Raw genomic sequence first — 22934 nt, forward strand, 5'->3', positions numbered from 1 at the left:
CGGCGGCCGCCGTCCCGGCCGTGCCCGCGAGCCCGGGAGCGGCTGTGCTGACGCCGGGCTGAGGCCCGCCGGGAGGGCCGTGCGGCTGCAGCTCGCGGTAGGCCTCCGGGTCGAAGACGAAGGTGCACGTCATCGTCTCCGGGGTGACGCCGGTCCGTTCGACGAAGCTCCAATAATAAGGGCGGTGGTTCAAATCCTTGTCGGCGGAGGGCGACAGCTTCACGGTCACGTAGGCCGGATGCTTCTCCATAATGTCGCACTGCTCCGCTTCCAGATAGCGCAGCACGAAGGAGCGGATTTGGTCCGCCGTCATGGTCATAGCCGGGCCTCCTCCCCGCCGTGGTTCTGCCCGTGGATAGGGTGTCCTGCCGCGTTCAGGATGCCTTGCAGGCGCATGTTCCCTTGCGCCTCCTGCTCCACCTCGGAGCGGACGACGGTGAACGAGCGCCCCAGTTCGTCAAGCTGCCGGCGGATATCTTCCTGGCTGCGCGAAGACAAGATCATTTTGGCCAGATGCGATTCGAGCGACGTTTTTTTCTCGAACCGCTCCAAAATCGTATCCAGCTCGCCGATGACCAGCTCGAACATGTTGATTTTCTCATGCAGCAGCGATAAAATATGCTCTTCAATGGTGCCAAGGGTGGACAAGTTGTAGATTTTGACGTCCTCCTGTTGGCCGAGCCGGTGTACGCGGCCGATCCGCTGCTCCACCCGCATCGGGTTCCACGGAAGGTCGAAGTTGATCATATGGTGGCAAAACTGCAGATTGATGCCTTCGCCCCCGGCTTCGGTAGCGATCAGCACTTGGGCCCGGTTGCGGAACAAGTCCATCATCCAGTCCTTTTTGCCCCGGTTCATGCCCCCCCGGTAAGGAACGGCCGAAATTTTCCGCTCTTTCAAATATTGCAGCAAATATTCCTGAGACGCCCGGTATTCCGTGAAAATAATCACTTTTTCCCCGATGTCGCCGATCAGCTCCATCACTTTTTCGGCCTTCGTATTCGCTTTAATGCTGCGGATCAGCTCGACGAGCTCCCAGATTTTGGCGCGGAGCGGCGAGTTCTCTTCGGTTTTCTTGAACAGGTTGACCAGGGTGATGAATACCGCATCCCGGCTGGAGCACACCTCGCGCTGCAGCGTGACAAGCGACAAAATGCTGCCGATATCGCCGCCGGACTCCTCGTACCGCCCGCGGACGAAGTTGGTCACGCCGTCGTACAGCGCCTGCTCCTCGGGAGACAGCCGCAATGGAATATTGCGCACGATCCGTTTGGTGAAATTCACGTTGCCGTCGCTGCGCCGATTGCGGATCATAACCTTGCTCAGCTCCTGCTGAAGCTGCTCTTCGTTCTTCGGAATCCGCTTGTCCACGACGAAATTCGCCTGAAAGCTGCCTTGACCGCCAAGCTGCCCCGGTTTGAGCAGGGTAATCAGGTTATACAGCTCTTTCAGGTCGTTCTGCACGGGCGTCGCCGTCAGCAGCAGGCAGTACTTTTTGCGCAGCTCGTTGATAAATTGGTAGTTGGTCGTCTTTTTGTTCTTCAGCTTGTGCGCCTCGTCCACGATCAGCATATCGTATTCCAGCCCGAGCACGATGTCCCGGTGCGGGTCCCGCTTGGCCGTATCCATCGAGGCGACGACGACATCGTTCGCGGCCCACATGTATTCTTTTTTCTGGGCGACGGCAGATATGCCGAATTTCTGGTTCAGCTCGCGCACCCACTGCAGCACCAGCGAAGCGGGGACGAGAATGAGCACTTTGCGGACCAGTCCGCGGATCATGTACTCCTTGAGAATAAGGCCGGCCTCGATCGTTTTGCCGAGCCCGACCTCGTCCGCGAGAATGGCCCGTCCGCGCATCTCGGTCAGTACTTTTTTGGCGGTATCGATCTGATGGTCCATCGGCACCAGATTCGGCAAATGCGACAAGCATTGGAGCTCGTCGAAGCTGCGGATCAGCCCCGATTGCTCGGCCTCTTCGGCCAGCCGGAACATCGTCCAGTCGTCCCAAGGACCGTTGCGCTGCGCCCGGTCGTGCAACTCCTCGAACCAATCCCGTTCAAAATACAGCTGAACATGCTCATTCAATTGACGCACGCGTTCTTTTCGCTCGGTGGATTGCATCGGACGCGCTCCTTTTCCATCGGGTAACGAATCGAGTCAATTTTTAGTATGCACGAAAATAAAGTCTTTCAAACGAACCTGCAATGCTATATGATGAAAGGGATGGGGCCTGGCGGACGGACGCCGGGCTCTTGATTTCCGCAGTGGCGGAGCAGCGGTATACGAAGGAGAGCCAATCGATGCGGCCGGAGCCCATCCGGATCGCGGGAGGGCCGGCTTAACGGCCGATGGCAACAGAAAAAGGGAGTGATCGCGGATGACGCAGGAATGGCGATGGATTCGGTCCGGCTATGGTTCGCCGGCTTACAATATGGCGGTAGACGAAGCGATACTGACCGCGCACGGCGAAGGAGCGGCGCCGCCCACCGTGCGGTTTTACGGCTGGAATCCTCCGACGCTGTCGATCGGTTATTTTCAGAAGGCGAAGGAAGAGATCGATTTTGATGCGCTGGAGCGTGAAGGCATCGGCTTTGTCCGCCGGGCGACCGGGGGAAGGGCGGTTCTTCATGACAAGGAGCTGACGTACAGCATTATCGTGTCCGAGGACTACCCCGGCATTCCGCGAAGCGTGACGGAAGCGTACCGCGTGCTGAGCGAAGGGTTGCTGCTCGGCTTCCGCAAGCTCGGACTGGCAGCCGATATGGTGCAGCTCGAAAGCGAAGAGGACAAAAGCAAGTACGAGTCGATGGGCTCCGCGGCCTGCTTCGATTCGCCTTCCTGGTACGAGCTTGTCGTGGAGGGGCGCAAGGTGGCCGGCAGCGCGCAGACCCGGCAGAAGGGCGTTGTGCTGCAGCACGGGTCGATTTTGCTCGATCTCGATGCGGACCAGCTGTTCCGGCTGCTGAGGTTCAAGAACGAACGGATGATGGAGCGGATGAAGCAGCAGTTTTTGCGGAAGGCGGTTGCGATCAACGATCTGCTTCGCGGCGTCGGACAACCTCCGGTTGGACCGGAGCAGACGGAAGAGGCGTTTCTGGCCGGCATAGCCGAAGGAATGGGCGTAAAGCTGGTTCCGGGAGAGCTGACCACGTACGAGCGGGAGCTGGCGGAACGGCTGGCGGAAGAAAAATACGGCAATGAAGAATGGAACCTTCGGAGATAGCGCTCCGAAGGTTTTTTTTGTCTTATCCGTTATTGAGGAATGCAAGAGGAAATGGCTTGCTCGAAGGCTTGCTGCAGGCGGCGCGTGACCGGTCCCGGGCTGCCTGAGGCCACGGGAATGCCGTCGACGGAAATGACGGGCGTTACTTCGATAGTGGTACCGGTGACGAACGCTTCCTCCGCCTGCCGGAGATCATCCAGGGTGAACGGCGTTTCGGCTACGGGGATGCCAAGCTCGCGGGCCAGACGCAGCGCGACGGCGCGCGTGATCCCGTGCAGGATCAGGTTGTCGGCGGGATGGGTAATGACCGCGCCTTCTTTGACGATCATTACGTTGGAGGCGCTGCACTCCGTGACCAACCCGCTGCGGTGCAAAACGACGTCGTCCGCGCCTTGATCGAGCGCGTACTGCTTCGCCAACGTGTTGGGCAGCAGATTGAGCGTCTTCAGATCGCAGCGCAGCCACCGGATATCCTCCATCGTAACGACCGAGATGCCCTGCTGCATCGTGTGAACGGGACGCTTCAGCTCGGTCGTATAAGCCATCAGCACAGGCTCGGCCTGAGCGGGAAACATATGGTTTCTAGGGGCGGCGCCGCGGGTAATTTGAAGGTAGACGGTGCCTTCTACAAGCGAGTTTGCGGCGATGAGTTGTTCCAGCTGCTTTTTCAATTCGCTTGACGCAGCGGGAAGGTCTATGCGGACGGCCGCAGCCGTACGCTCCAGCCGATGGAAATGCGCTTCGGCTTCGAACAATTTCCCTCCGTATACGCGGAATACTTCATAGATGCCGTCGCCGAAATAGTACCCGCGGTCGTCCGGCGAGACGCGAACTTCTTCCTTGGGAACGAGTCTGTCTTGGATCAGGTAAATCGGAGTCATGGGTACACCTCCCATATGATGTAGGTTTTTGGAAATAGGAACATATGTTTGATAATACTGTTGGATTCGGTTATACTATTACTAGACTAACAAGCGGTTGGTTCGTTGTCAAAACGAGGCAAAGGGTGGATTTTTTACGGACGGGTTCCACTTTCTTTTGAACGTACATAGTTCTAATTTTCAGTCAATTCAGGTGGTTTTGTCGAAAAAGATGAAGATTTCATCAACGAAAAAGAGAGCCTGACCGCGAAAAAAGAAGCTAGCGGGCTTGTATTCCATACTACGCCGTCAAATCCGCTTTTTGCCTATTCGTAACACAATATATTGTATTGTATAATGAATTTCGCATACCAGATATTGTGATTGATCTTTGAAAATATTTCCGGGAGGTTGTTGTTTTGAAGACCGTGCAGCAGACCAAATTGGAAGGCTTAAGCGAAAAAATATTTCTTGACCGTTATGCGATGAAGGATGCCGATACCCGCAACACGAAGGTGGGAGATACGGTACTGGTGCTGACGAAGGACGATCCGAAGTTTCCGGCCAAGGAAGTAGGGGAAGTCATTGAACGTCAAGGAAACCAGGTCAAAGTCAAGCTGCGGAGCGGAGAGGTTGTCGAGTCCTCCGTCGAGAAGCTGACGCTGACGCTGGAAAAAACACCGCAGCAAATGTGGGACCGCTTGGCCGCTGCCATGGCTTCCGTGGAAGCAACTCCGGAGAAACGCAAGGAATGGACGGACAAGTTCCGTTACGTGCTCGACGACTGGAAGCTTGTGCCCGGCGGGCGGATCGCCGCAGGAGCGGATGCGAGCGACGAATTGACGCTGTTCAACTGCTATGTTATTCCGTCCCCGCATGACAGCCGGGGAGGCATTATGGCGACGCTGTCCGAAATGACGGAAATTATGGCGCGCGGAGGCGGCGTCGGTATTAACCTGTCTTCGCTTCGTCCGCGGCGTTCCGTTGTCAAAGGCGTCAACGGTTCCTCGAGCGGCGCGGTGTCATGGGGCGGACTGTTCAGCTACACGACCGGCTTGATCGAACAGGGCGGAAGCCGCCGCGGCGCTCTGATGCTGATGATCAACGACTGGCATCCGGACGTGGTCGATTTTATTACCGTGAAGCAAACGATGGGCCAAATCACGAACGCCAACTTGTCCGTATGCGTCAGCAACGGCTTTATGAAGGCGGTCAAAGAGGATCTGGACTGGGAATTGGTATACCCGGATACGACCGACCCCGAATATGACGAGCTGTGGGACGGCGATTTGGACAAGTGGAGAAAGACCGGCAAAAAAATAAACCATTACCGTACGGTCAAAGCGCGCGATGTGTGGCATACGATTATCGAATCCGCATGGAAATCGGCGGAGCCCGGAGTCGTGTTCATGGAATATTACAACCAGATGTCCAACAGCTGGTATTTCAACCCGATCATCTGCACGAATCCTTGCGGCGAGCAGGGATTGCCGGCTTGGGGCGTATGCAATCTGTCCGCGATCAACCTGTCCAAGTTTTACGACGAGCATAATCACGACGTGGCTTGGGACGAGCTTGCGAAGGTCGTCCGCTATTCCACGCGTTTCCTGGATAATGTAATTGACAAAACGCCTTATCACTTCGAACAAAACCGGGTGAACCAGCAGGGCGAGCGCCGTGTCGGACTCGGCTCCATGGGCCTCGCCGAGCTGATGATCAAGCTGGGCATCCGCTACGGCAGTCCGGAATCGCTCGAATTCCTCGATAAGCTGTACGGCTTCATGGCGAAGGAAGCGTACTTGGCGTCCGCGGATATCGCGGAAGAGAAAGGATCCTTCAAGCAGTTCCAGACGGAACCGTTCTTGCAGAGCGGCTTCATGAAGCATATGACGTCCGTCTTCCCGGAAGTGGGCGCCGCCATCAAGAAGAAGGGGATGCGCAACGTCACGGTCATTACGCAGGCGCCAACGGGCAGCACGGGAACGATGGTAGGCACCTCGACCGGGATCGAGCCGTACTTTGCGTTCGAGTACTACCGTCAAAGCCGTCTCGGCTTCGACAAGCAGTACGTGCCGATCGCCCAGGAATGGAAGGATCGGCATCCGAACGAAGAGCTGCCGGACTATTTCGTTACCGCTATGGACTTGTCCGCAGAAGATCATATTCGCGCGCAGGCAGCCATTCAAAAATGGGTGGACAGCTCGATTTCCAAGACGGCGAACTGCCCGTCCGACTTTACGATTGAAGAGACGAAGCAGCTGTACGAGCTTGCCTTCGATCTGGGCTGCAAAGGCGTGACGATCTATCGGGACGGCAGCCGCGACGTGCAGGTGCTCAGCACGGACAAGAAGGAAGATAAGGCTGCCGAAGCGAAACCGGCGGCACAGCCGGCCGCGGCCGAGCAATCCGCTGCAGGCGAGGAGAAGTCGCTCACGAACCTGTCCCAATCGCTGGCCGTCAACATTGACGCCAAGACGGAGCAGGTGTTCGACAAGGAATACAAACGCCGTCCGCAGGCGCTCCGCGGAGCGACGTATAAATTCAACACCCCGTTCGGGATGGCTTACATTACGATTAACGATATGAACGGCAGCCCGAGCGAAATTTTCTTGAACGTCGGCAAAGCCGGTTCCGATGTCTTCGCGATGTCCGAAGCGCTCGGACGCGTCTGCTCGCTGTTCCTGCGCTACGGCGACCATGGAAACAAGGTGCAGCTGCTGATCAAGCACCTCAAAGGCATCGGTGGCTCCGGTGCGATCGGCTTCGGCGCGAACCGGGTCGAATCAATTGCCGACGCTGTCGCCAAGGCGCTCGAGATGCACGGCGATTTCTCCGACAGCGCGGATGACTACATCACCGCCACGCAGGAGGTCGTGATGGAGACGACCGCTCAATACGCGGTAACGCGCAGCGCGGCCACGTCTCTCGACTTGTGCCCGTCCTGCGGCTCGGCTTCGCTGATCAACAGCGAAGGTTGTAAAAATTGCAGCAACTGCGGCTACAGCCGCTGCAGCTAGAAAAAGAGGCCTTCGGGCCTCTTTTTTCGTGTGTGTGGTGTAGCTGATCAAAATAATTGAGAAAATAATCAAATATAGTGAAAAAAATTGTTCATAATTACTGAAAACCACTATGCTATGCAACTTTATTGCATATTTATGCATGCGAGTGTTTGTCATGATGGTTTTTGTTTGGAGTTCGTTATAATGGAACCAAGATCATTAGTTATTAGACCTCTTCCATAGTAAATTTTTATCCCGACTCAAAAGTATTATTTAGATTTATGGGGCTTCAGAAATATAACAAGTTTGATAATCTACTAATTCCAGAAGAAGAGTTGGACGTAAATAAAGCTTGTAGGTTATTAACAGAGTATTAAATTTCATTTATGGAGCTTTGGAACATATGCACATAAGCAAAGATTTTGCCCTATGTGCTTAAGAGAAAAACCATATCGTAAGGACATTTGGGAATTATCATTACTCGTAATTTGCCCAATCCATAATTGCTTAATGATAGATAGATGTGGGGGTTGTGGTGCTAAAATTAATCCTTATAGGCAAAGTTTACTTTCCTGCAAATGTGGGTTTGATTATAGACAATCTATGATTATTAAGGAAGAATCGTTTTTCGCTCAAATTTCTTTCTGGAAAATTCCACCAAAAAATAAGATTCATTCCACAGAGAATATTATGTGGTAGACACTATGTCTACAGGTTCATTTTTATACTTAATGATTAGTGCTTCCCGTTGGGTCAAAGGGGTTATGTTCATCCAGATATAAGATTGCAATGTCGGCGCCCTCTTTCGCGAAGGTGACAGCGATAGCTCTCCCAATTCCACTATCCCCACCAATTATAAGAGCTGCCTTATTCGCAAGTTTACCTGACGGTTTGTAATTGGGATTATCGAATATGGGTCTGGGTGTCATCATTGATTCAATGCTGGTTTACTTTGTTGTGAATTGGAAAGCCCATTGAATGAAAATATTTTTCCGTGACTTTATCACAAAATTATTTCTTGGAGATTTGTGAATGGCAGTAACTACCCGCTAATTTTGCATCGATGATGAGATTTAAGTTTATTATATTAACAAAACTTCACTGAAATATGGTTCGTATAATGATGCCGGGCCAATTGATTGTTGCTAGAGGACTATGACGTTATTTTTGACGATGATAGCTCAGGGGAAGCAACAGATGTTGTAACCTTAAAGGTGCAGGATCAAAAAATATTCGTTGAATTTTATCATTGTAAGTATTCTAATGAGTCTATACTTGGGGCCATTAAGACTGAGAGGAAGCACGATATCGCGATTTGAAAAGGAGATCTAAAGAAAATTACGGAAATAAAAAAGATGGCAAAGTTCTTCCCTTACCACTGCACGCCTCTTTCTTCAGGTTTTACCGACCTTCGGCTAAAAAACTTCTCCATAGCTACCCCAATCACTTCCCGAACTGCTCGAAATTGCCCCATGATTGGCCTTGGCTGGATCTTCGAAACCTAATGCCATTTCACTACATTTTTATTCAAAACCACGGGACAATGTTCGTCCGCATAGCCACATAACGTAATCACAAAGTCAGCCCGATGTTCCAAATCTCCGGATCGGAGAATGGTTTAGCAAGGAATACTCTCGATTCTTACGAAAATGTAAGTGAGAAGAACAAAATAGTTAGACACGAGTCATTCACTTTTCAAGAAATCGCGTCTATAATCCAGACATAAAAAATGAATTAAGGAGCAGTCAGATGAAAAAAATTATAGTATTCGTGTTGGTTATCGTTGTTTTTGCAGGTATAGGATTCGGGGTAAAACGTTTTGTAGAAGGTCCATCGCAATCGGTCAATGGTATTGTAGTTATCGGCACAGAAAAAGATGTGAATAAAGTCAAGCAGTTGTATAAAGATAACACCAAGCAAACGTTCGATTACAAAATAAAATTGGTTACAACAAAAAAAATTACTAAATTGGCAGAGCAAGATCAGAAAGAAACTGGCGAAGAATTTGAAACCCGAGATATCAAGTACTCGGTTGTCAATCGATCCACAGCTGAACAATTCGTCAAGAAGGGGATTATCAGAGCAAGAAAAGATCCTGACAGCTCGTCCATTATTTCAGAGCCTATTACCAGCATAAAAGAATTATCTAGTGGTCAAAATCTGTTCTTCTCTTTTAGCGATGCAGAGATGAAAAATAATCAAATCGATTTAAACGGTCAGATGGTACCCGTACAGTATGTTAAACATCAGGCATGGATCGGGTATAAACCAACAATGGACCTTGTTATTGTTGACGACCAAACTTACAACAAATTAACCGAGGCAGAGTCAACGATCTCATTGATTCATTTTCAAAAAGGCAGTTTCGATTATAAGAATAAAGATGAGACGAACAAGGTTTTAAACGAAATCGGGAACGTCTATGCCGATAGCGCAGACAAAGTAAATTTTGTAGAGGTACAAGAATGAGCTGAATGATGAAAGGGCGGACGATATGGAAATCGTACGGATGGAAAATGTAGTTAAAAGTTATGGTGAAGGCAATAGCAAGGTGTATGCCTTAAAAGGGATTAGTCTTTCTATTCAGCAAGGAGAGTTTGTCTCCATCGTAGGTGTTTCCGGCTCTGGAAAAAGTACACTGTTGCATATTTTAGGAGGGTTGGATCGGCCAAGCTCAGGACAAGTATTCATTGGGGACAATAATATTTATGATTATACAGATGATGAACTTTCAATATTCAGAAGAAGAAAAGTCGGGTTTATTTTTCAATTCTTTAATTTGATCCCCGTATTGAATGTTCAGGAAAATATCGCTTTGCCCACATTATTGGATAACGAACCGGTAGATATGACGTATCTGGATGAAATTATTGAAATCCTGGGGCTTCTTGAACGGAAGAATCACTTGCCTTCCGAATTATCTGGCGGCCAACAGCAACGGGTCTCTATTGGCAGGGCGCTTATAAACCGGCCGCATTTGATTTTAGCCGATGAGCCCACAGGTAATCTGGATACGCGAAATACGAAGGAAGTCATGGATCTATTAAGATTAACGGCCAAAAAATACAACCAAACCATTGTATTGATTACGCACGATCTAACGATTGCATCGGCTTCTGACCGGATCATCACGATTGAAGACGGTAAAATCATTTCCGATCAACGGCGGCTGAGAAAAAGACATAGGCTGGAGGAGAATGATTTTGATCAGCAGCTATAAACAATTAAGCAGCAGATATTTAAAGGGGAATATCAAACGAACCATTTTGACCTTGGTCGGAATCGTACTCTCTGTAGCGTTAATTTCTACGATCGGCCTGTTTATGAAAGGATCACAACTCTCCCAAATTGAGAGCATCAAGAAGTTAAATGGAGTTTCTTTTCATGCCGGTATTTCAAATTACGATGAAGCGATATTAAATAAAATCAGATATAATCCCCAAATTGCATCGTTTGGTTTGATGTCTCAGGGTGGCATCGTTCCGGTTGGAGACATTTCGGTGCAAATGAATTTCGGTGATCATCGCGCCCTGGAGTTTTTAACCTACAGTCTCATGGATGGCAGATTACCGGCCAATGACCATGAAGCTGCTGTCGATTCATGGGCTCTTCCTTATATCAAAAACGATCTTCAGATCGGCGGCTTTTTTGAATTAGATGGAAAAACATATCAACTGGTCGGTTTATTGGATAACCGCGCATTTGCACAGAAAAGTAAAGTAGGCCGATTATTAACACATAAAGCCGATTTTGCTCCTGGAGAAGGCAGGATATTAATTGAAATAAACGAGAAGGCGAACTTTAACGAGGTTTTAGAGGAAATAAAATCACTTACTGAAGACCAAAATATTGTTATCAATACTGAATTGATCAGAGTTTTGAAACCGGAATCGAATCAATCGATTCTGGCCATGCTAGTCATCGTCGTCAGTATTGTGGTGATCGCGACGGTTGTTGTCATCTACAACGCTTTTCAAATCAGCGTCGTAGAGCGGATGAAGCAGTTCGGCTTGCTCCGAAGCATCGGCGCTACGCGAAAGCAAATTAGACAAATCGTTATAAGAGAAGCTGCCGTACTGGCTGTTATCGCCATACCGCTCGGGATTGTCTGCAGCTTATTGGCGCTTGCTGCTCTCCAATCCATTTTCTTGATTTTATTAGAAGATGGTGCAGGTGGTTCATTCTTTCATATTGATTGGTACATTTTATTGATCAGTTCGATCATTACCCTGACGACCGTATTAGCGTCAAGTTATTACCCGGCTTATTTTGCGGGCAGAATATCCCCATTGCTGGCAATCAGCAGCAGGTTATCAATTAAGAAAGAAGCAATCAAAAAACAAAAGAATACCGTGCTGAGAAAGCCTTTATCTTTTCCATTAAGCCTGGCGTTGAAAAACGTCAAAAGAAATAAAAATCGTTATACCATTACTATCCTATCCATCATTATAAGCAGTGTATTGTTTATTACTTTCTCGTCTATAATGGATATCGCATTTGCATCCAAATATGTGAACGATTCGTCTGCTAAATCGGATCTAACCATCTATCTGAAACATGATACTCCTGATTCTTTAGTAGAAAGCCAGCAAACTGGGGAACTATTGAAGTCGATTGAAAATGTATCCGAAGTTTACGAACAGGACTCCAGTTTAAGAATCAATTTGAAAGATCCGACTCAATCTCTCGCGACGGTTGCGGACATCCAGCAGACCGTTGGAACAAAACATGACATTACAATCGTTAATCACCTGGATGAGAATAGAGCTAAGGATGAATCAAAGCTTGTTATTAAAGTGCTTGTATATGGTTTTATTACGGTCATTTCTTTGATTGGCAGTCTCAATATCCTCAATACGATTACGATCAGCATCATAATCAGACGAAAAGAACTGGCCGCGTTAAAATCTATAGGCATGTCGCAAAGGGATTTGAAAAAAATGATCATCTATGAAGCGCTGATTTACGGTTTTTCTGGAAGTTTGCAAGGGATCTTTTTCGGATGTATACTTTCTTATATTATGTATTTGGCTGCTTCCGGTGTTATGAAGATCCAATGGACGATCCCCTATGAGGCTTGTTTCGTAACGTTTGTTTCCGCTTTGTTCATCAGTTACGTATCTGTTCTAGTCCCGCTGAGAAAAATCCAAAAAGATAATCTCATTGATGTTATCAGGGAACAATAATACCGAGAGCCTGGCTATTTTATAGTCGGGCTGTTCTGATTTACCGGTCAATGGCTGAAGCGGTATAAGGAAAAGGAGAGAACATACATGAATAAAATATTGCTTGTTGAAGATGATGAGGCCCTTGGTCTAGCCATTGAATTTTCATTGATAAATGAAGGTTACGAGGTGGTCAGAGCCTCCAGTGTAAAAGAAGCGAAACAGCAGTTTGATCATAATACTTTTGATTTGGCTATCCTAGATATAGGCCTTCCAGATGGAAACGGCTATGATTTATGTTTGCATTTCAAAAAACAAAACGATTTGTCGGTTATTTTCTTAACCGCTCTGGATGAAGAAGCAAATGTGGTGATGGGATTGGATATCGGCGGGGACGATTATATAACGAAACCTTTTCGAGTCAAAGAACTCATGTCCAGAGTGAAAGTGCAATTGCGGAAACAAGCGCGGCTGGAAACTTCTTCAGTGATCCTAACATCCGAGAATATAAAAATCGATACGAGCCAAGTCAAAGTTTATAAAAATCAAGAAACTATTCTATTAACGAATTTAGAATATAAGCTTCTGACCGCTTTCATGATGAATGCCCACAAGGCATTAAAAAGAAATGAAATCCTGCTGAAAATAACGGAAGGAGATGAAGTTTTTTTTGATGAAAACACGCTATCTGTATACATTAAGCGTTTAAGAGACAAAGTTGAAGATGATCCCAAAAATCCGCAATTTATTGTCACCCAAAGAGGATTAGGTTATCGGTGGAATAAGGATGTGAGCAGGGAGTAAGATGATGAAAATTACCGAGTTGAAAGGCTATATGACGATATTGGCCGTTCTGCTATCTCTATTTGCAATGTACCAGTTTATTACGCAACAACGGTTTTACGATCATTTGAAAAGCGATTCTATTACAGCTTGGGGGGAAATTACTGCGAGATTGATCGAACAACATCCCGAGAATGAAGCGGAAATTATGAAAGTCTTAACAAGCCATTCTTCCGATTCAAGCAAGTATCAGGAAAAAGGAAGAGAGATCTTTAGACAGTATGGATTATATGAAGATTTGGAGACGGAGCTTTTTCCCCGTTTAAATAACCATATTGTGGGCCATAATCAATCTATTTTTTGGGGATTGATTTGTTTCGGATTGATGTTGTTTGGGGTAACCTATATGCAATACAAGATGATCTTCAATAAAATTAAACAACTTACTTTGGCGGCAAGAAAAATAATCGATGGGGATTACTCGGTTGTCATAAATGAAAATAAAGAAGGGGATCTCGCCAAACTGGCGGCTTCATTTCGGTCCATGAAAGATATTATTAGAAAAAGCATGCAGGATCTGCATGAAGAGAAAGAGTTTTTAGGACAAATGCTGCAGGATATATCCCACCAATTAAAAACACCGCTTTCAACGATATCCATCTACAACGAAATGATGTTGAATGAAAGCTTGCCCCGTCAGCAGCAAGTTCAACTATTGCAAAATAATGATGTTCAAATCTCCAGAATGAATGTCTTGATTCAAAATCTGTTGAAGATCGCGAAAATCGACGCCAGAGCCATATCATTCGATAAAGAACCGGCAAATTTGGCGGAGACCATCGAGGAAGTTTTGGAGCGTTTAGCAAGCATGATCAGTGATAATCATATGTCGGTTGACTGGGATGCGCCGGAGGAAGTAGTCGTTGTTCACGATAAAATGTGGCTGCAGGAAGCTTTGTTGAACCTGTTGAAGAATGCGATCGAGCATTCCAAACCCGGCGGTAAAATCATGATTCAAGTCAAAGATACACCGATCTATACGGAACTGGTGATTCAAGACTTTGGAGAAGGAATTGCAGCTGAAGAATTGCCGCATATTTTTGATCGATTCTACAAAGCAAGCGGTTCTAAAAAGCATGATTCGTCAGGGATTGGCCTGGCGCTGGTCAAAGCCATTATCGAAGCACATCAGGCCTTGATTCAAGTCGAGAGTGAAAAAGATACCTATACAAAATTTACGATTACCTTCGTAAAATTTTAAGTGCAGAGACTCGGGGAATTGAATAAACATGATGATACCGGCCTGGAAACTCAATTTGACTCAAAGTTCTATCGTTATTAAGTAGAGAGCATCATGTACAACCGGCATCGGCAGGTCAACCCCATTTGACCTCCACGACCTAACGCGCTAAACTAGACTTTGTACCCGGAGTACCGTAAAAGTATTCTAGCAATACGGGCTCTGAACTATTTTGGCATGAGGTGAACATGGGATGAAAGAACGGATTGCCAAAGCTGCTATCGCGCTGTTTCATGAAAAAGGGATCAAGTTTACGATGAGCGACTTGGCCAGTTATTTAGGGGTAAGCAAAAGCACGCTGTACGAGCATTTTCCGTCCAAGGACGAGCTTGTAGGTTACGTGGTTGATCAAGTAAACGAAGAAACTGAAAGACGTTTTTGGGAAATTACCCAAGACACGAGTTTGAGCATACCCGAAAAGCTGAAAGGCCTTCTCTTGATTGTCCCTGAGGATTTTCAACACAGCTACGTACGCTTGTTTGCCGAACTGCAGCGCTACCATCCCGAACAGTGGAGCAAACTGGATCAAGCCATCGATGAAGAGTGGGAGATCGTGACCAAGCTGGTGGAAGACGGCATCAGTAGCGGAATCTTTCGACCGACGCACGTTCCGACGCTGATCCAAATTCTCCAGGCATCGTTCGAATCGATTTTCGAGCAGCCGTATTTGGCTACCAATCAAATTACGCTGCAGGAATCTCTTTCGACGATGGTGGACATCATCCTGCACGGAATTTCGAAAGAGAGCTAGGACAAAAATATAGCGTTTCCATTCGTGAAAGCTGAGCGGCAGAACGGCAACCCTGCGGGTTGTCGGGAGGTGGTTCGGCTTTTTTGTTTTAGGCGCAGGTCGGCCGGCCGAAATTTTAAGCTTTACAAGATGGAAAATGTCGGTATAATAAAGAGCGTGAGTACCAAAAAAAATATTATAGTACTCATAGTACATAGATGGGGAAGCGAGAGTGACAATATGCGATTCATCAAGAAATTTTTTCGGCCCAAAACGCGGGGTAATATCTTTTCCAAAAAGCTGAGTGTCGTCTTCCTGATGGTTACCGTGATGCTTGCCGGCTGCTCGCAGGGCTCTTTGCCTTCGGACGCAGCGGTACAAGCGGCCGAACCTGCCTTGAAAACCGTCAAAACTATGAAAGTGGCCAAACAACGCTGGGAAGGAACCAAGGAAATGGTCGCGGAGGTCATTCCTTCGCAGCAGTTGGATGTCGTGGTGAAGACGGACGGTGACGTTTTGAACGTTGTGAAGAAGCGGGGAGCGCAGGTCAATAAAGACGATGTGATTGTGGAGCTGGACAAGAAAGATATTTTAAGGCAAAAACAAAAATTGCTTTATGAACAAAGCAGCTTGCAGGAGCAGCTGGCCAAGGCAAAAAAAGATTTCGAAGACGACAGGACAGAGCTTGTCTACAATATCGAGACGGCGAAGCAAGAGTTAACCGAAACCGAGAAAGAATACAACACGATCCGTAACAATTACGATCGCGGACTTGCCGACAAGAAGCAGATAGAGCAGATGGAGACCGTGGTAAACAAATTGCGGCGGGGCTTGGAGATCATGCAGAAAAAACTCGAAACGCTGGAAAACACGAATTCGTTCGCTGCCCTTCAACTGCAGCTCCAGACCAACGAAGTTAACTTGCAAGATATCGAGCGCAGCATTACCTATTACGACGTGAAGGCTCCGGCCAACGGCGTCCTTGTCGAGATGCCCATTCTGGAAGGCATGGTCTTGGCCCGCGGAACGAAAATCGGCATTGTTCAGCAGCAGAGCCCGATCAAGATTCGCGCCGAATTGACCGACGCAAGCTTAGGTCACGTGCAGGGAAAAACAGAGCTGCCTTTCTACATCCCGGATACGCCCGATAAATTTACGGGAAAAATCAGCTACTTGGCCAATGTGGCGAATACCCAGACGAAAACCTACACGCTGGAGCTGGAAGTTCCGAATGAGGACGGACTTTTGAAATCCGGCATGCGCGTGCAGCTGGTTCTTGCCGAAGATGGGCAGCAGGAAACGATTGCCGTTCCTGTCAGCAGCATCGTTCGTGAAGAAGGGGAAGCGTATGTTTTTGTCGCTAACGGAGATCAGGTGGAGAAACGTAAAGTAAAGGCAGGCCGCACCAAAAAGGATCAGCAGGAAATTTTGAACGGACTGCATGTGGACGAGGCGCTGGTCATTACCGGACAGCATCAGTTAAAACACAACGAGAAAGTCAAAGTGGTCGAATAGCCATACGTTACATATAGTCGGGCTGTTGAAGGGGGATGACATGGCTTGATTGCCAAAGCGCTGAAATACAAAAAAATTACGCTGCTGTTTTTCATCATGCTTGTGTTCGTGGGCTTCTTTAGCCTTGCGACCTTGAAAAAGCGGGAAAATCCCGAAATCACGACCTCCGTCGCACTGGTCAAAACGATCTATCCCGGGGCATCCCCGGAAAAAGTGGAGCAGCTCGTGACGAAGCCGCTGGAAGAAGCAATCAAAGAAATGCAGCATATCGAAAAGATCGAATCGACCTCCGAGGTCAATGTCTCGCTCATTACCGTAGAGCTAGTACCTGACGTCGATTACAAAAAAGCTTGGGACACTTTACGGCAAAAGGTGCAAGCTTCAAGAAGCAAACTGCCGGCCGACGCCTACCAATCGGAAGTGGATGATGATCTGGTTAAGACGGCAGCTCAAATCGTACATCTGGTCATCGATCGTCCGGAAGACATGGAGAAGCTGCGGCCGATCGCGGATAACTGGAAAGAACAGCTTCGCACGATCTCCGGTGTCAGCGACGTGCAGATTGTCGGCTTGCCCGATAAGGAAATGAAAGTGATCCTCGATAAGAAGAAGCTTGAGGGCTTTGGGCTTCCTTGGGGTGTTGTGCTGCAGTCGCTGACCAATGCGCACGACCGGATTCCTATTGGCGACGTCAAAAAGGACAACCAGCGCATTTACGTTCAATTGACGGGAGAGTGGAAATCGGCAAGCGATCTTGCGGATACGGTCATCTTCCGGTCCCCCGAGCAAGGGCCTTCGGTGAAGCTTAAAGATGTGGCCGAAGTGAAAATGGGTACGAAGAAGGTTAATGAGCAGGTGTTCTATAACGGCAAGCCTTCGGTAGATATCGTTATCAATGCCGAGAAGGGCGTCGACGTGCCGTCTTTGCAGCAGAGGATCGATGAGGAAACCGCCCGCCTCAAATCACAGCTTCCGTCCGACGTCGCCATGGTATCCTTGTTCACGCAAAAGGAAAGCGTTGATAAGCTGTTTTCGCAATTGAGCAAAGAACTGATCATCGGGATGGTCGTGGTCGTTCTGGTTTGTTCCCTGGGGCTGAGATTGAACACAGCCGTCGTAGTCTCTTTGGCGATTCCGATTTCGATTGCCATCGGGTTTCTGCCCGTGATGATGACCTCGATTGACTTGAACCAAATCACCATCGCAGCGCTTGTGATCGTGCTCGGGATTCTCGTTGACGACGCCATCGTGGTTAATGACAACATCGAGCGCAGGCTGCAACTGGGCGACCGGCCCTACGATGCGGCGCTGAAAGGCAGCCGGGAAGTGGGCATTTCGATTCTCACCGCTACCTTGGCCACGGCGGCGGCATTTTTTCCACTGTTCTTCCTTGAAGGCAACATTGGTGATTTCATACGGCCGATCCCTGTGGTGATCAGCCTTACCCTGGCGGCGTCGATGATCATGTCTCTGACGATTGTCCCGATTTACCGCCAGTGGTCCACCGAACGCCAGCTGCGCCGGAACAAATCTACGGATTACGGGAAGCTGCCCGGGCTTTTAGGAGGAACTCTTGAGCGCTTAAGCGTTTTTTATGAGAAGCAGATTCGCCGCTTGCTGAAGAAACCGATGCTTACGGGGATGACGGCCTTGATCATCGGCACGTCCAGCTACGGGCTGCTGCCGTTTCTTGGGGTAGAATATTTTCCGAGCGCCGAGCGGGCGGAGTTTTTAGTCGATGTGGAAATGCCGGTCGACAACCAATACGAGCAAACGGTCGATACGATGAAAAATTTGTCGGCCTGGGCCGAGCAGCAGGAAGGGGTTCGCGCCGTCTCTGCCTATACGGGGCGTACGGCACCCCGGTTCTATTATTCGGAAAACGTATCGTACGGCACAAGACTAGGACAATTATTTGTCAGTCTGGACGAATCCAAAGCCCATACGAAAGAGCTTGTTCCTAAATGGCGCAAACAGCTTAGCCAGATGTTTCCGAATGCCGGGATCATTATTAGAGAATTGGAGCAAGGGGTTCCGGTCGGAGCTCCGATCGCCGTCCGGATCAGCGGATCGGACTTGCTGGAGCTGACTTCCTTATCCCAACAAGTTCAGGATAAGCTGAGGAGCATCCCGGGCGCTGTCAATGTGAAGGATGACGTAGGCGCGCCAATGCCAACGGCCGACCTGCAGTTGGATAAAGACAAGGCGCAGTTTTACGGCGTGACCGAAAAGGATTTGTCCGCCTCGATGCGTCTGGCTACCGAAGGCGTGAAAGCGACGGATATCCAGATCGGCAATAAGCTGATCGATGTTACCCTGTACAGCGAAGACGAGAACGTCTCCCATTATGAAGCGCTTGAGGATGTTTTGGTGCCTTCGCAAACCGGGATGCTGTATCCGGTGAAGGAGTTCGTCAACTTTGAACGCAACCAGATGGTTAATGCGATTCAGCACCGCAATTTGACCAAAACAATCACGGTCAAATCCTATGCCGACGGGCGTCTGGCTTCGGACATTCAGAATGATCTGACCAAAGCGATCAAGGATATTCACTTGCCGGACGGCTATAAAATCGAATACGGGGGCGAAGATCAAGAGCGCAATGCGGCCTTTATCTCGATTGGCAAATTATCCATTATCGTTATGCTGCTGATCTATACCGTTATTGCCATGCAGTTCTATTCGCTGTCCACGCCGGTTTTGATTTTGTCGACGGTCTATTTGGCCCTCGGCGGCGCTCTGATCGGTCTGTTCGTAACCGGCGCTCCGATCGGATTCATGGCCTTGATGGGGCTGATCAGCTTATCCGGCATCGTCGTTCGTAACGGCATCGTGCTCATCGAATTTATCGAGGACGCCCGTAAAGAAGGGGTAGCCCTGTACGATGCCATCGCCGAGTCGGGCCGGGCAAGGCTACGGCCGATTCTGCTCACGTCCGCTGCGGCGATCGGGGGAATGCTGCCTATGGCCATTATGGGAGGAAGCATGTGGCGGTCGATGGCCGTATGTATCATATCCGGTCTCATCTTCTCCACGCTGCTGACGTTAATCGTCGTTCCGACGATGTACCTAAAGCTTGCCGAGTGGCGGGATCGTCGACAGAAGCGGCGTGCCGAACTCGAATCAACATATGAATTGGGAGGAAGCCAATGACTAGGAACTGGAAAAAACTCATGGTGGCATTCGCCGTCTCGGCCGCGCTCGTCTATCAACCTGGCTTTGTATCGGCGCGTGAAGCGCAGCAGGTACCGGCCCAGGCAGAGTCTTACGCTATCGCCAAATCGCTGCGGGTCGAGGTGAAAAGTGTATTGAACGAGAAAACGTCAAGCAGCGTTCAATTGGGCGCGGTCATCCGGCTCTATAACGATAGCGATACGATTGTCCGCGTTCCGGACCATGAGCTGCGGTTGAAAACCACCGGCGGCCTTGAGTACATTCTGCAATCCAGCCGTTCGAATCCGCGCAGCATCGAGCCCAACTCCAAAGAAGAGTTCAGCTATATGAAAGTAGTTGAACGTAAAACTGCCGTACAACCGACAGAGTTGCTGCTGGTCGATGTGGATCTCAACGTATATCCGAAAAAAGAAAAGGTGCTTGCTTCGATTCCCGTTGCTTCGATGATCTGGAACGGAAGCTATTCCGAGATGAATCCGTCGGCGGTCAAAAACTGGGGGGAGCCGTTCCGGATTCCTACTTTGGATTCCCAATTGCTGTATACTCCCGTAGGCTATACCAAGAGTCATACACCGCAAGGAATCGAAATGCTGATCAAGCTGCTGGTCGAGAATCCTTCGGAGCAGCGGGAAACGATCCCCGCCTTTTCGATGGATGCCAAAACCGCGCAGCAGATTTACCACGGCAACCGGGTGGAGAAGGAAGCGATTGTTCTGGAGCCCGGCAAGAAGCGATTCATTTATTATGTGATACCGACAGACATGGATTTTAACGGGGAGATCAACAGCCTCAACGTGTTAGCCTCCGAGCAATTCATTGCGCCGGGCGAACAGGGGGCAGCCGGAGCCGTTCATTTTTCCGTAGGCAAATTAGCGATCCGGTTCCCGAATCAGGGAGCGGGGGAAGTGGAATCGACACCGAACGAATACCGGATGAATACGCCGATTGCTTTTGACAAGTGGAACAACTACATTGATCCGAACCTGGAGGTGTCCGTCACGGATCTATATGTGGGCGAGAACAGCGGGGACGGGTATAAAACGGCCATTGCCAAGTTTAAATTAACGAATAAAGGGGAGCGCCCGATTCCGATTCCGGCCTTTGGGGCGGAGCTGTCCGGCAAAGAAGGCAGCAGATACTCCGGCAGCAGACAAAATTATACGCTCAAAGAGTTAATGCCGGGAACCGGCTCGGCCATCAGTTATGTTTTCGTGTTCCCGACGTCCGAAACGGCGGAAATTTTCAACCTGAGGCTGTTGGACGACAAATCTGCCGCCCCTTACCAAACGTCTATTGCGTCCGTGGTCGTCAAGCCGTCGAACAATTCGGATTCGTCCAAGCTGTCTTTTTACCCGTATACGGTCTATCTCAAAGACTGGACGTTGTTTCCGTACGTGTCGCAGACGCCTACGAACGCTATGGCTTATACCTACAAGCTTGTCCTCAATCTGGACGTATCAAAGGACGCGCAAATGATCGCGGACCTCAGCTTCTCCAAAATGAAAGTCGAGCTTGAGGACGGATTGGGGAGAACGATCGGGTACCAGTATTATTCGTTCGTCGGACCCAACCGCTTGGTTTCCGGCCGGCAAAAGCTTACGGTCGACGGACTTCCGGGAGCGGATCAGATGGAAACCAATCTGACGGTGAAAATATACGAGGTGATCGAGACCGCTTCGGGCGAAGGGAAACGGTTGGTTACCGCTTTGAAGTGAGGCTAATAAGGTCCATTTGACGTTGGTCCCCCAATTGCTGCAGCGGTTGGGGGGATGTTTTTTTTCATAGAAAGTGAATTTCCTATGAATATTACATAATCGGAAAAAGGAGCCTCCAACGTCATAAGTCCCGAACGGGGTGGGAGGGGTGTTAAAAGAAAATAAAGAATTAAACTAAAAAATAAAGTGTTAGACTCGGAAAATAAAGTTTTAGAACTGGTAACGTCCCATTACGCTAACTGGCAGGAAAACGCGGTGGTGTTTGGGAATCTATGGTATTATGAAAGGATATATTTCGAGGGGGAGAGTTTATGTATCCACGTGCCAATGTCTTAGATATTGTAACTCGAAACAAAGAGGCCCGGAAGAAAAATTTGGAAAGCAATCAAAAGGAACAAGTTCTAATTACAGACTAACTTGGGAATATTCACGGGAGATACTACTAAGGGATCGATTAAAAGCCATGTTAAATGTCTAGAAAACATTTTTAAGGTCGATGAGAATATAGGACATGAAATAACTCAAATATATCTCGTGGAATTTATTGATTCAAATCTGTACGAATTAAATCACTTTAATGTCACTGAAGGAAAAGAAATTACCTGTGCAAAATGGATACCTGTTGCCGATTTTGAATTAGGGAAACGAAGGAGGGAGTTGTTTTGAATATTATTGCGTCTCGTTCGACGTTTGCTTTATCACTCATAATGGCAACAAACCTGTTTCTAAATTATGGAGTAAGTGCAAATGCGAACAATGAAGCATCGAAAAGAAACATTGAATCGATAAGTACAGGAAGTGTTGCCCTCACAACTGAAAAGATGTCAGAGCAAGATGAACTGGAAGTATCTCTTCCAAGTTTTAAAATTTATATTAACGATCAACGGGTTAATGTATATAATGCACAGTATCCCTTTTTGATATATGACGACATTACTTATCTCCCGATGACCTGGAATAATGCAAAAGCACTTGGTTTGCTTACAACGTGGGATAAAGAGACAGGTTTTCATGTTAATAATGATAAAGATTTCGAAGCAAAGCCAATTGAACAAGAATTAAGTTCTTCTGGTAATAAGTTAACATATGTCGCACAAGTATCGGAGTTTGACGTCTTCATTGAAGACGAACTGTATGATAGTTCAAAAGAAAAATATCCTGCATTAGTATTCCGAGATATTACCTATATTCCTTTAACATGGGACGTGGCTGTCGAGAAGCTCGGGATTTCAATAAAAATGGTTGGTACGGCTGATTTGAGGCTATCAAAGATGAAGAAAGAATGAACGGGAGGAACAACTTTATCTATTCGTGCTAACCCGGAAGGGATTCCTTTTATAGATAAGAAACCCGGTCTATGATTTTATTATCACTGAACATCTGCTTCAAGATCAAACCGACTCGTCAAGATAACGACTGGATTGTCCTCAGAATCCATGGTGTGAAAAAGACGAAGTACATTTTCCG

General features: G+C 48.3%; 16 protein-coding genes and 1 pseudogene. 13 read left to right on the top strand and 4 right to left on the bottom strand.

Translation table 11 applies throughout. The features are described from left to right. Positions 1-319: YqhG family protein (locus tag PEH01S_RS30385; protein WP_407669506.1), on the bottom strand; the 319-nt coding region annotated here is incomplete at its 3' end. Continuing rightward, positions 316-2124 carry a DEAD/DEAH box helicase gene (locus tag PEH01S_RS30390; protein ID WP_127489902.1) on the bottom strand — a complete coding sequence of 603 codons (1809 nt, stop codon included), beginning with the start codon at positions 2122-2124 and terminating at the stop codon, positions 316-318. The genes PEH01S_RS30390 and PEH01S_RS30385, both read right to left, overlap by 4 nt. A 256-nt stretch (positions 2125-2380) precedes the next feature. Between PEH01S_RS30390 and PEH01S_RS30395 the strand changes: the two genes are divergently transcribed. Then, complete coding sequence (locus tag PEH01S_RS30395; protein WP_025846074.1) at positions 2381-3226, top strand: lipoate--protein ligase family protein; 846 nt, start codon at positions 2381-2383, stop codon at positions 3224-3226. 29 nt (positions 3227-3255) lie between these two features. On the opposite strand, the gene dat is transcribed toward PEH01S_RS30395, so the two are convergent. Further along, positions 3256-4107, bottom strand: a complete 852-nt coding sequence (gene dat / locus PEH01S_RS30400; protein ID WP_025846076.1) for a D-amino-acid transaminase — start codon at positions 4105-4107, stop codon at positions 3256-3258. Between the two features lie 398 nt (positions 4108-4505). On the opposite strand from dat, the gene PEH01S_RS30405 reads away from it, so the two are divergent. Both PEH01S_RS30405 and PEH01S_RS36240 read left to right on the top strand, forming a co-directional pair. Continuing rightward, the gene (locus tag PEH01S_RS30405) at positions 4506-7103 is read left to right on the top strand and encodes an adenosylcobalamin-dependent ribonucleoside-diphosphate reductase (protein WP_025846077.1); all 2598 of its coding nucleotides are present in this window, start codon (positions 4506-4508) and stop codon (positions 7101-7103) included. Positions 7104-7457: 354 nt separating this feature from the next. Next, complete coding sequence (locus PEH01S_RS36240; protein WP_407669507.1) at positions 7458-7784, top strand: TniQ family protein; 327 nt, start codon at positions 7458-7460, stop codon at positions 7782-7784. 62 nt (positions 7785-7846) lie between these two features. Here the strand turns inward: PEH01S_RS36240 and PEH01S_RS35925 are convergent. Next, positions 7847-8060, bottom strand: a pseudogene (locus PEH01S_RS35925) (SDR family NAD(P)-dependent oxidoreductase); the annotation flags it as partial. A gap of 774 nt (positions 8061-8834) precedes the next feature. Here PEH01S_RS35925 and PEH01S_RS30425 point away from each other — a divergent pair. The 10 genes from PEH01S_RS30425 to PEH01S_RS30470 all read left to right on the top strand — a co-directional run bounded on the left by PEH01S_RS30425 (position 8835) and on the right by PEH01S_RS30470 (position 22753). Then, positions 8835-9554, top strand: coding sequence for a lipoprotein BA_5634 family protein (locus PEH01S_RS30425; protein ID WP_127489909.1), 720 nt, complete (start codon positions 8835-8837; stop codon positions 9552-9554). Positions 9555-9579: 25 nt separating this feature from the next. Beyond that, the gene (locus PEH01S_RS30430) at positions 9580-10305 is read left to right on the top strand and encodes an ABC transporter ATP-binding protein (RefSeq protein ID WP_127489911.1); all 726 of its coding nucleotides are present in this window, start codon (positions 9580-9582) and stop codon (positions 10303-10305) included. After that, complete coding sequence (locus PEH01S_RS30435) at positions 10289-12271, top strand: ABC transporter permease (protein WP_127489913.1); 1983 nt, start codon at positions 10289-10291, stop codon at positions 12269-12271. The genes PEH01S_RS30430 and PEH01S_RS30435 overlap by 17 nt, the downstream gene beginning before the upstream one ends. Before the next feature lie 87 nt (positions 12272-12358). Next, positions 12359-13054 (top strand): response regulator transcription factor, encoded by a 696-nt coding sequence (locus PEH01S_RS30440; RefSeq protein ID WP_127489915.1) that lies wholly within the window; start codon positions 12359-12361, stop codon positions 13052-13054. A gap of 4 nt (positions 13055-13058) precedes the next feature. Next, entirely contained in the window at positions 13059-14294 is a 1236-nt protein-coding gene (locus PEH01S_RS30445; RefSeq protein WP_127489928.1) for a HAMP domain-containing sensor histidine kinase, read from the top strand. A 232-nt stretch (positions 14295-14526) separates the two neighbouring features. Continuing rightward, positions 14527-15084 (top strand): TetR/AcrR family transcriptional regulator, encoded by a 558-nt coding sequence (locus tag PEH01S_RS30450; protein WP_127489917.1) that lies wholly within the window; start codon positions 14527-14529, stop codon positions 15082-15084. A gap of 219 nt (positions 15085-15303) precedes the next feature. Beyond that, positions 15304-16578, top strand: coding sequence for an efflux RND transporter periplasmic adaptor subunit (locus PEH01S_RS30455; RefSeq protein WP_164828091.1), 1275 nt, complete (start codon positions 15304-15306; stop codon positions 16576-16578). A gap of 45 nt (positions 16579-16623) precedes the next feature. Further along, positions 16624-19731, top strand: a complete 3108-nt coding sequence (locus tag PEH01S_RS30460; protein ID WP_127489921.1) for an efflux RND transporter permease subunit — start codon at positions 16624-16626, stop codon at positions 19729-19731. Next, positions 19728-21467 carry a hypothetical protein gene (locus PEH01S_RS30465; RefSeq protein ID WP_127489923.1) on the top strand — a complete coding sequence of 580 codons (1740 nt, stop codon included), beginning with the start codon at positions 19728-19730 and terminating at the stop codon, positions 21465-21467. The genes PEH01S_RS30460 and PEH01S_RS30465 overlap by 4 nt, the downstream gene beginning before the upstream one ends. A gap of 662 nt (positions 21468-22129) precedes the next feature. After that, entirely contained in the window at positions 22130-22753 is a 624-nt protein-coding gene (locus PEH01S_RS30470; RefSeq protein ID WP_127489926.1) for a YHYH domain-containing protein, read from the top strand. The last annotated feature ends 181 nt before the right edge of the window (positions 22754-22934 follow it).

Origin of the sequence: Paenibacillus ehimensis NBRC 15659 (assembly GCF_004000785.1) — a bacterium.
Lineage (GTDB): Bacteria > Bacillota > Bacilli > Paenibacillales > NBRC-103111 > Paenibacillus_G > Paenibacillus_G ehimensis.

What these genes read in the sequence shown, in the direction of transcription:
- PEH01S_RS30390 (WP_127489902.1), bottom strand. Translation starts at nt 2,124, where the DNA reads ATGCAATCCACCGAGCGAAAAGAACGCGTGCGTCAATTGAATGAGCAT.
- PEH01S_RS30395 (WP_025846074.1), top strand. Translation starts at nt 2,381, where the DNA reads ATGACGCAGGAATGGCGATGGATTCGGTCCGGCTATGGTTCGCCGGCT.
- dat (WP_025846076.1), bottom strand. Translation starts at nt 4,107, where the DNA reads ATGACTCCGATTTACCTGATCCAAGACAGACTCGTTCCCAAGGAAGAA.
- PEH01S_RS30425 (WP_127489909.1), top strand. Translation starts at nt 8,835, where the DNA reads ATGAAAAAAATTATAGTATTCGTGTTGGTTATCGTTGTTTTTGCAGGT.
- PEH01S_RS30430 (WP_127489911.1), top strand. Translation starts at nt 9,580, where the DNA reads ATGGAAATCGTACGGATGGAAAATGTAGTTAAAAGTTATGGTGAAGGC.
- PEH01S_RS30440 (WP_127489915.1), top strand. Translation starts at nt 12,359, where the DNA reads ATGAATAAAATATTGCTTGTTGAAGATGATGAGGCCCTTGGTCTAGCC.
- PEH01S_RS30445 (WP_127489928.1), top strand. Translation starts at nt 13,059, where the DNA reads ATGAAAATTACCGAGTTGAAAGGCTATATGACGATATTGGCCGTTCTG.
- PEH01S_RS30450 (WP_127489917.1), top strand. Translation starts at nt 14,527, where the DNA reads ATGAAAGAACGGATTGCCAAAGCTGCTATCGCGCTGTTTCATGAAAAA.
- PEH01S_RS30455 (WP_164828091.1), top strand. Translation starts at nt 15,304, where the DNA reads ATGCGATTCATCAAGAAATTTTTTCGGCCCAAAACGCGGGGTAATATC.
- PEH01S_RS30465 (WP_127489923.1), top strand. Translation starts at nt 19,728, where the DNA reads ATGACTAGGAACTGGAAAAAACTCATGGTGGCATTCGCCGTCTCGGCC.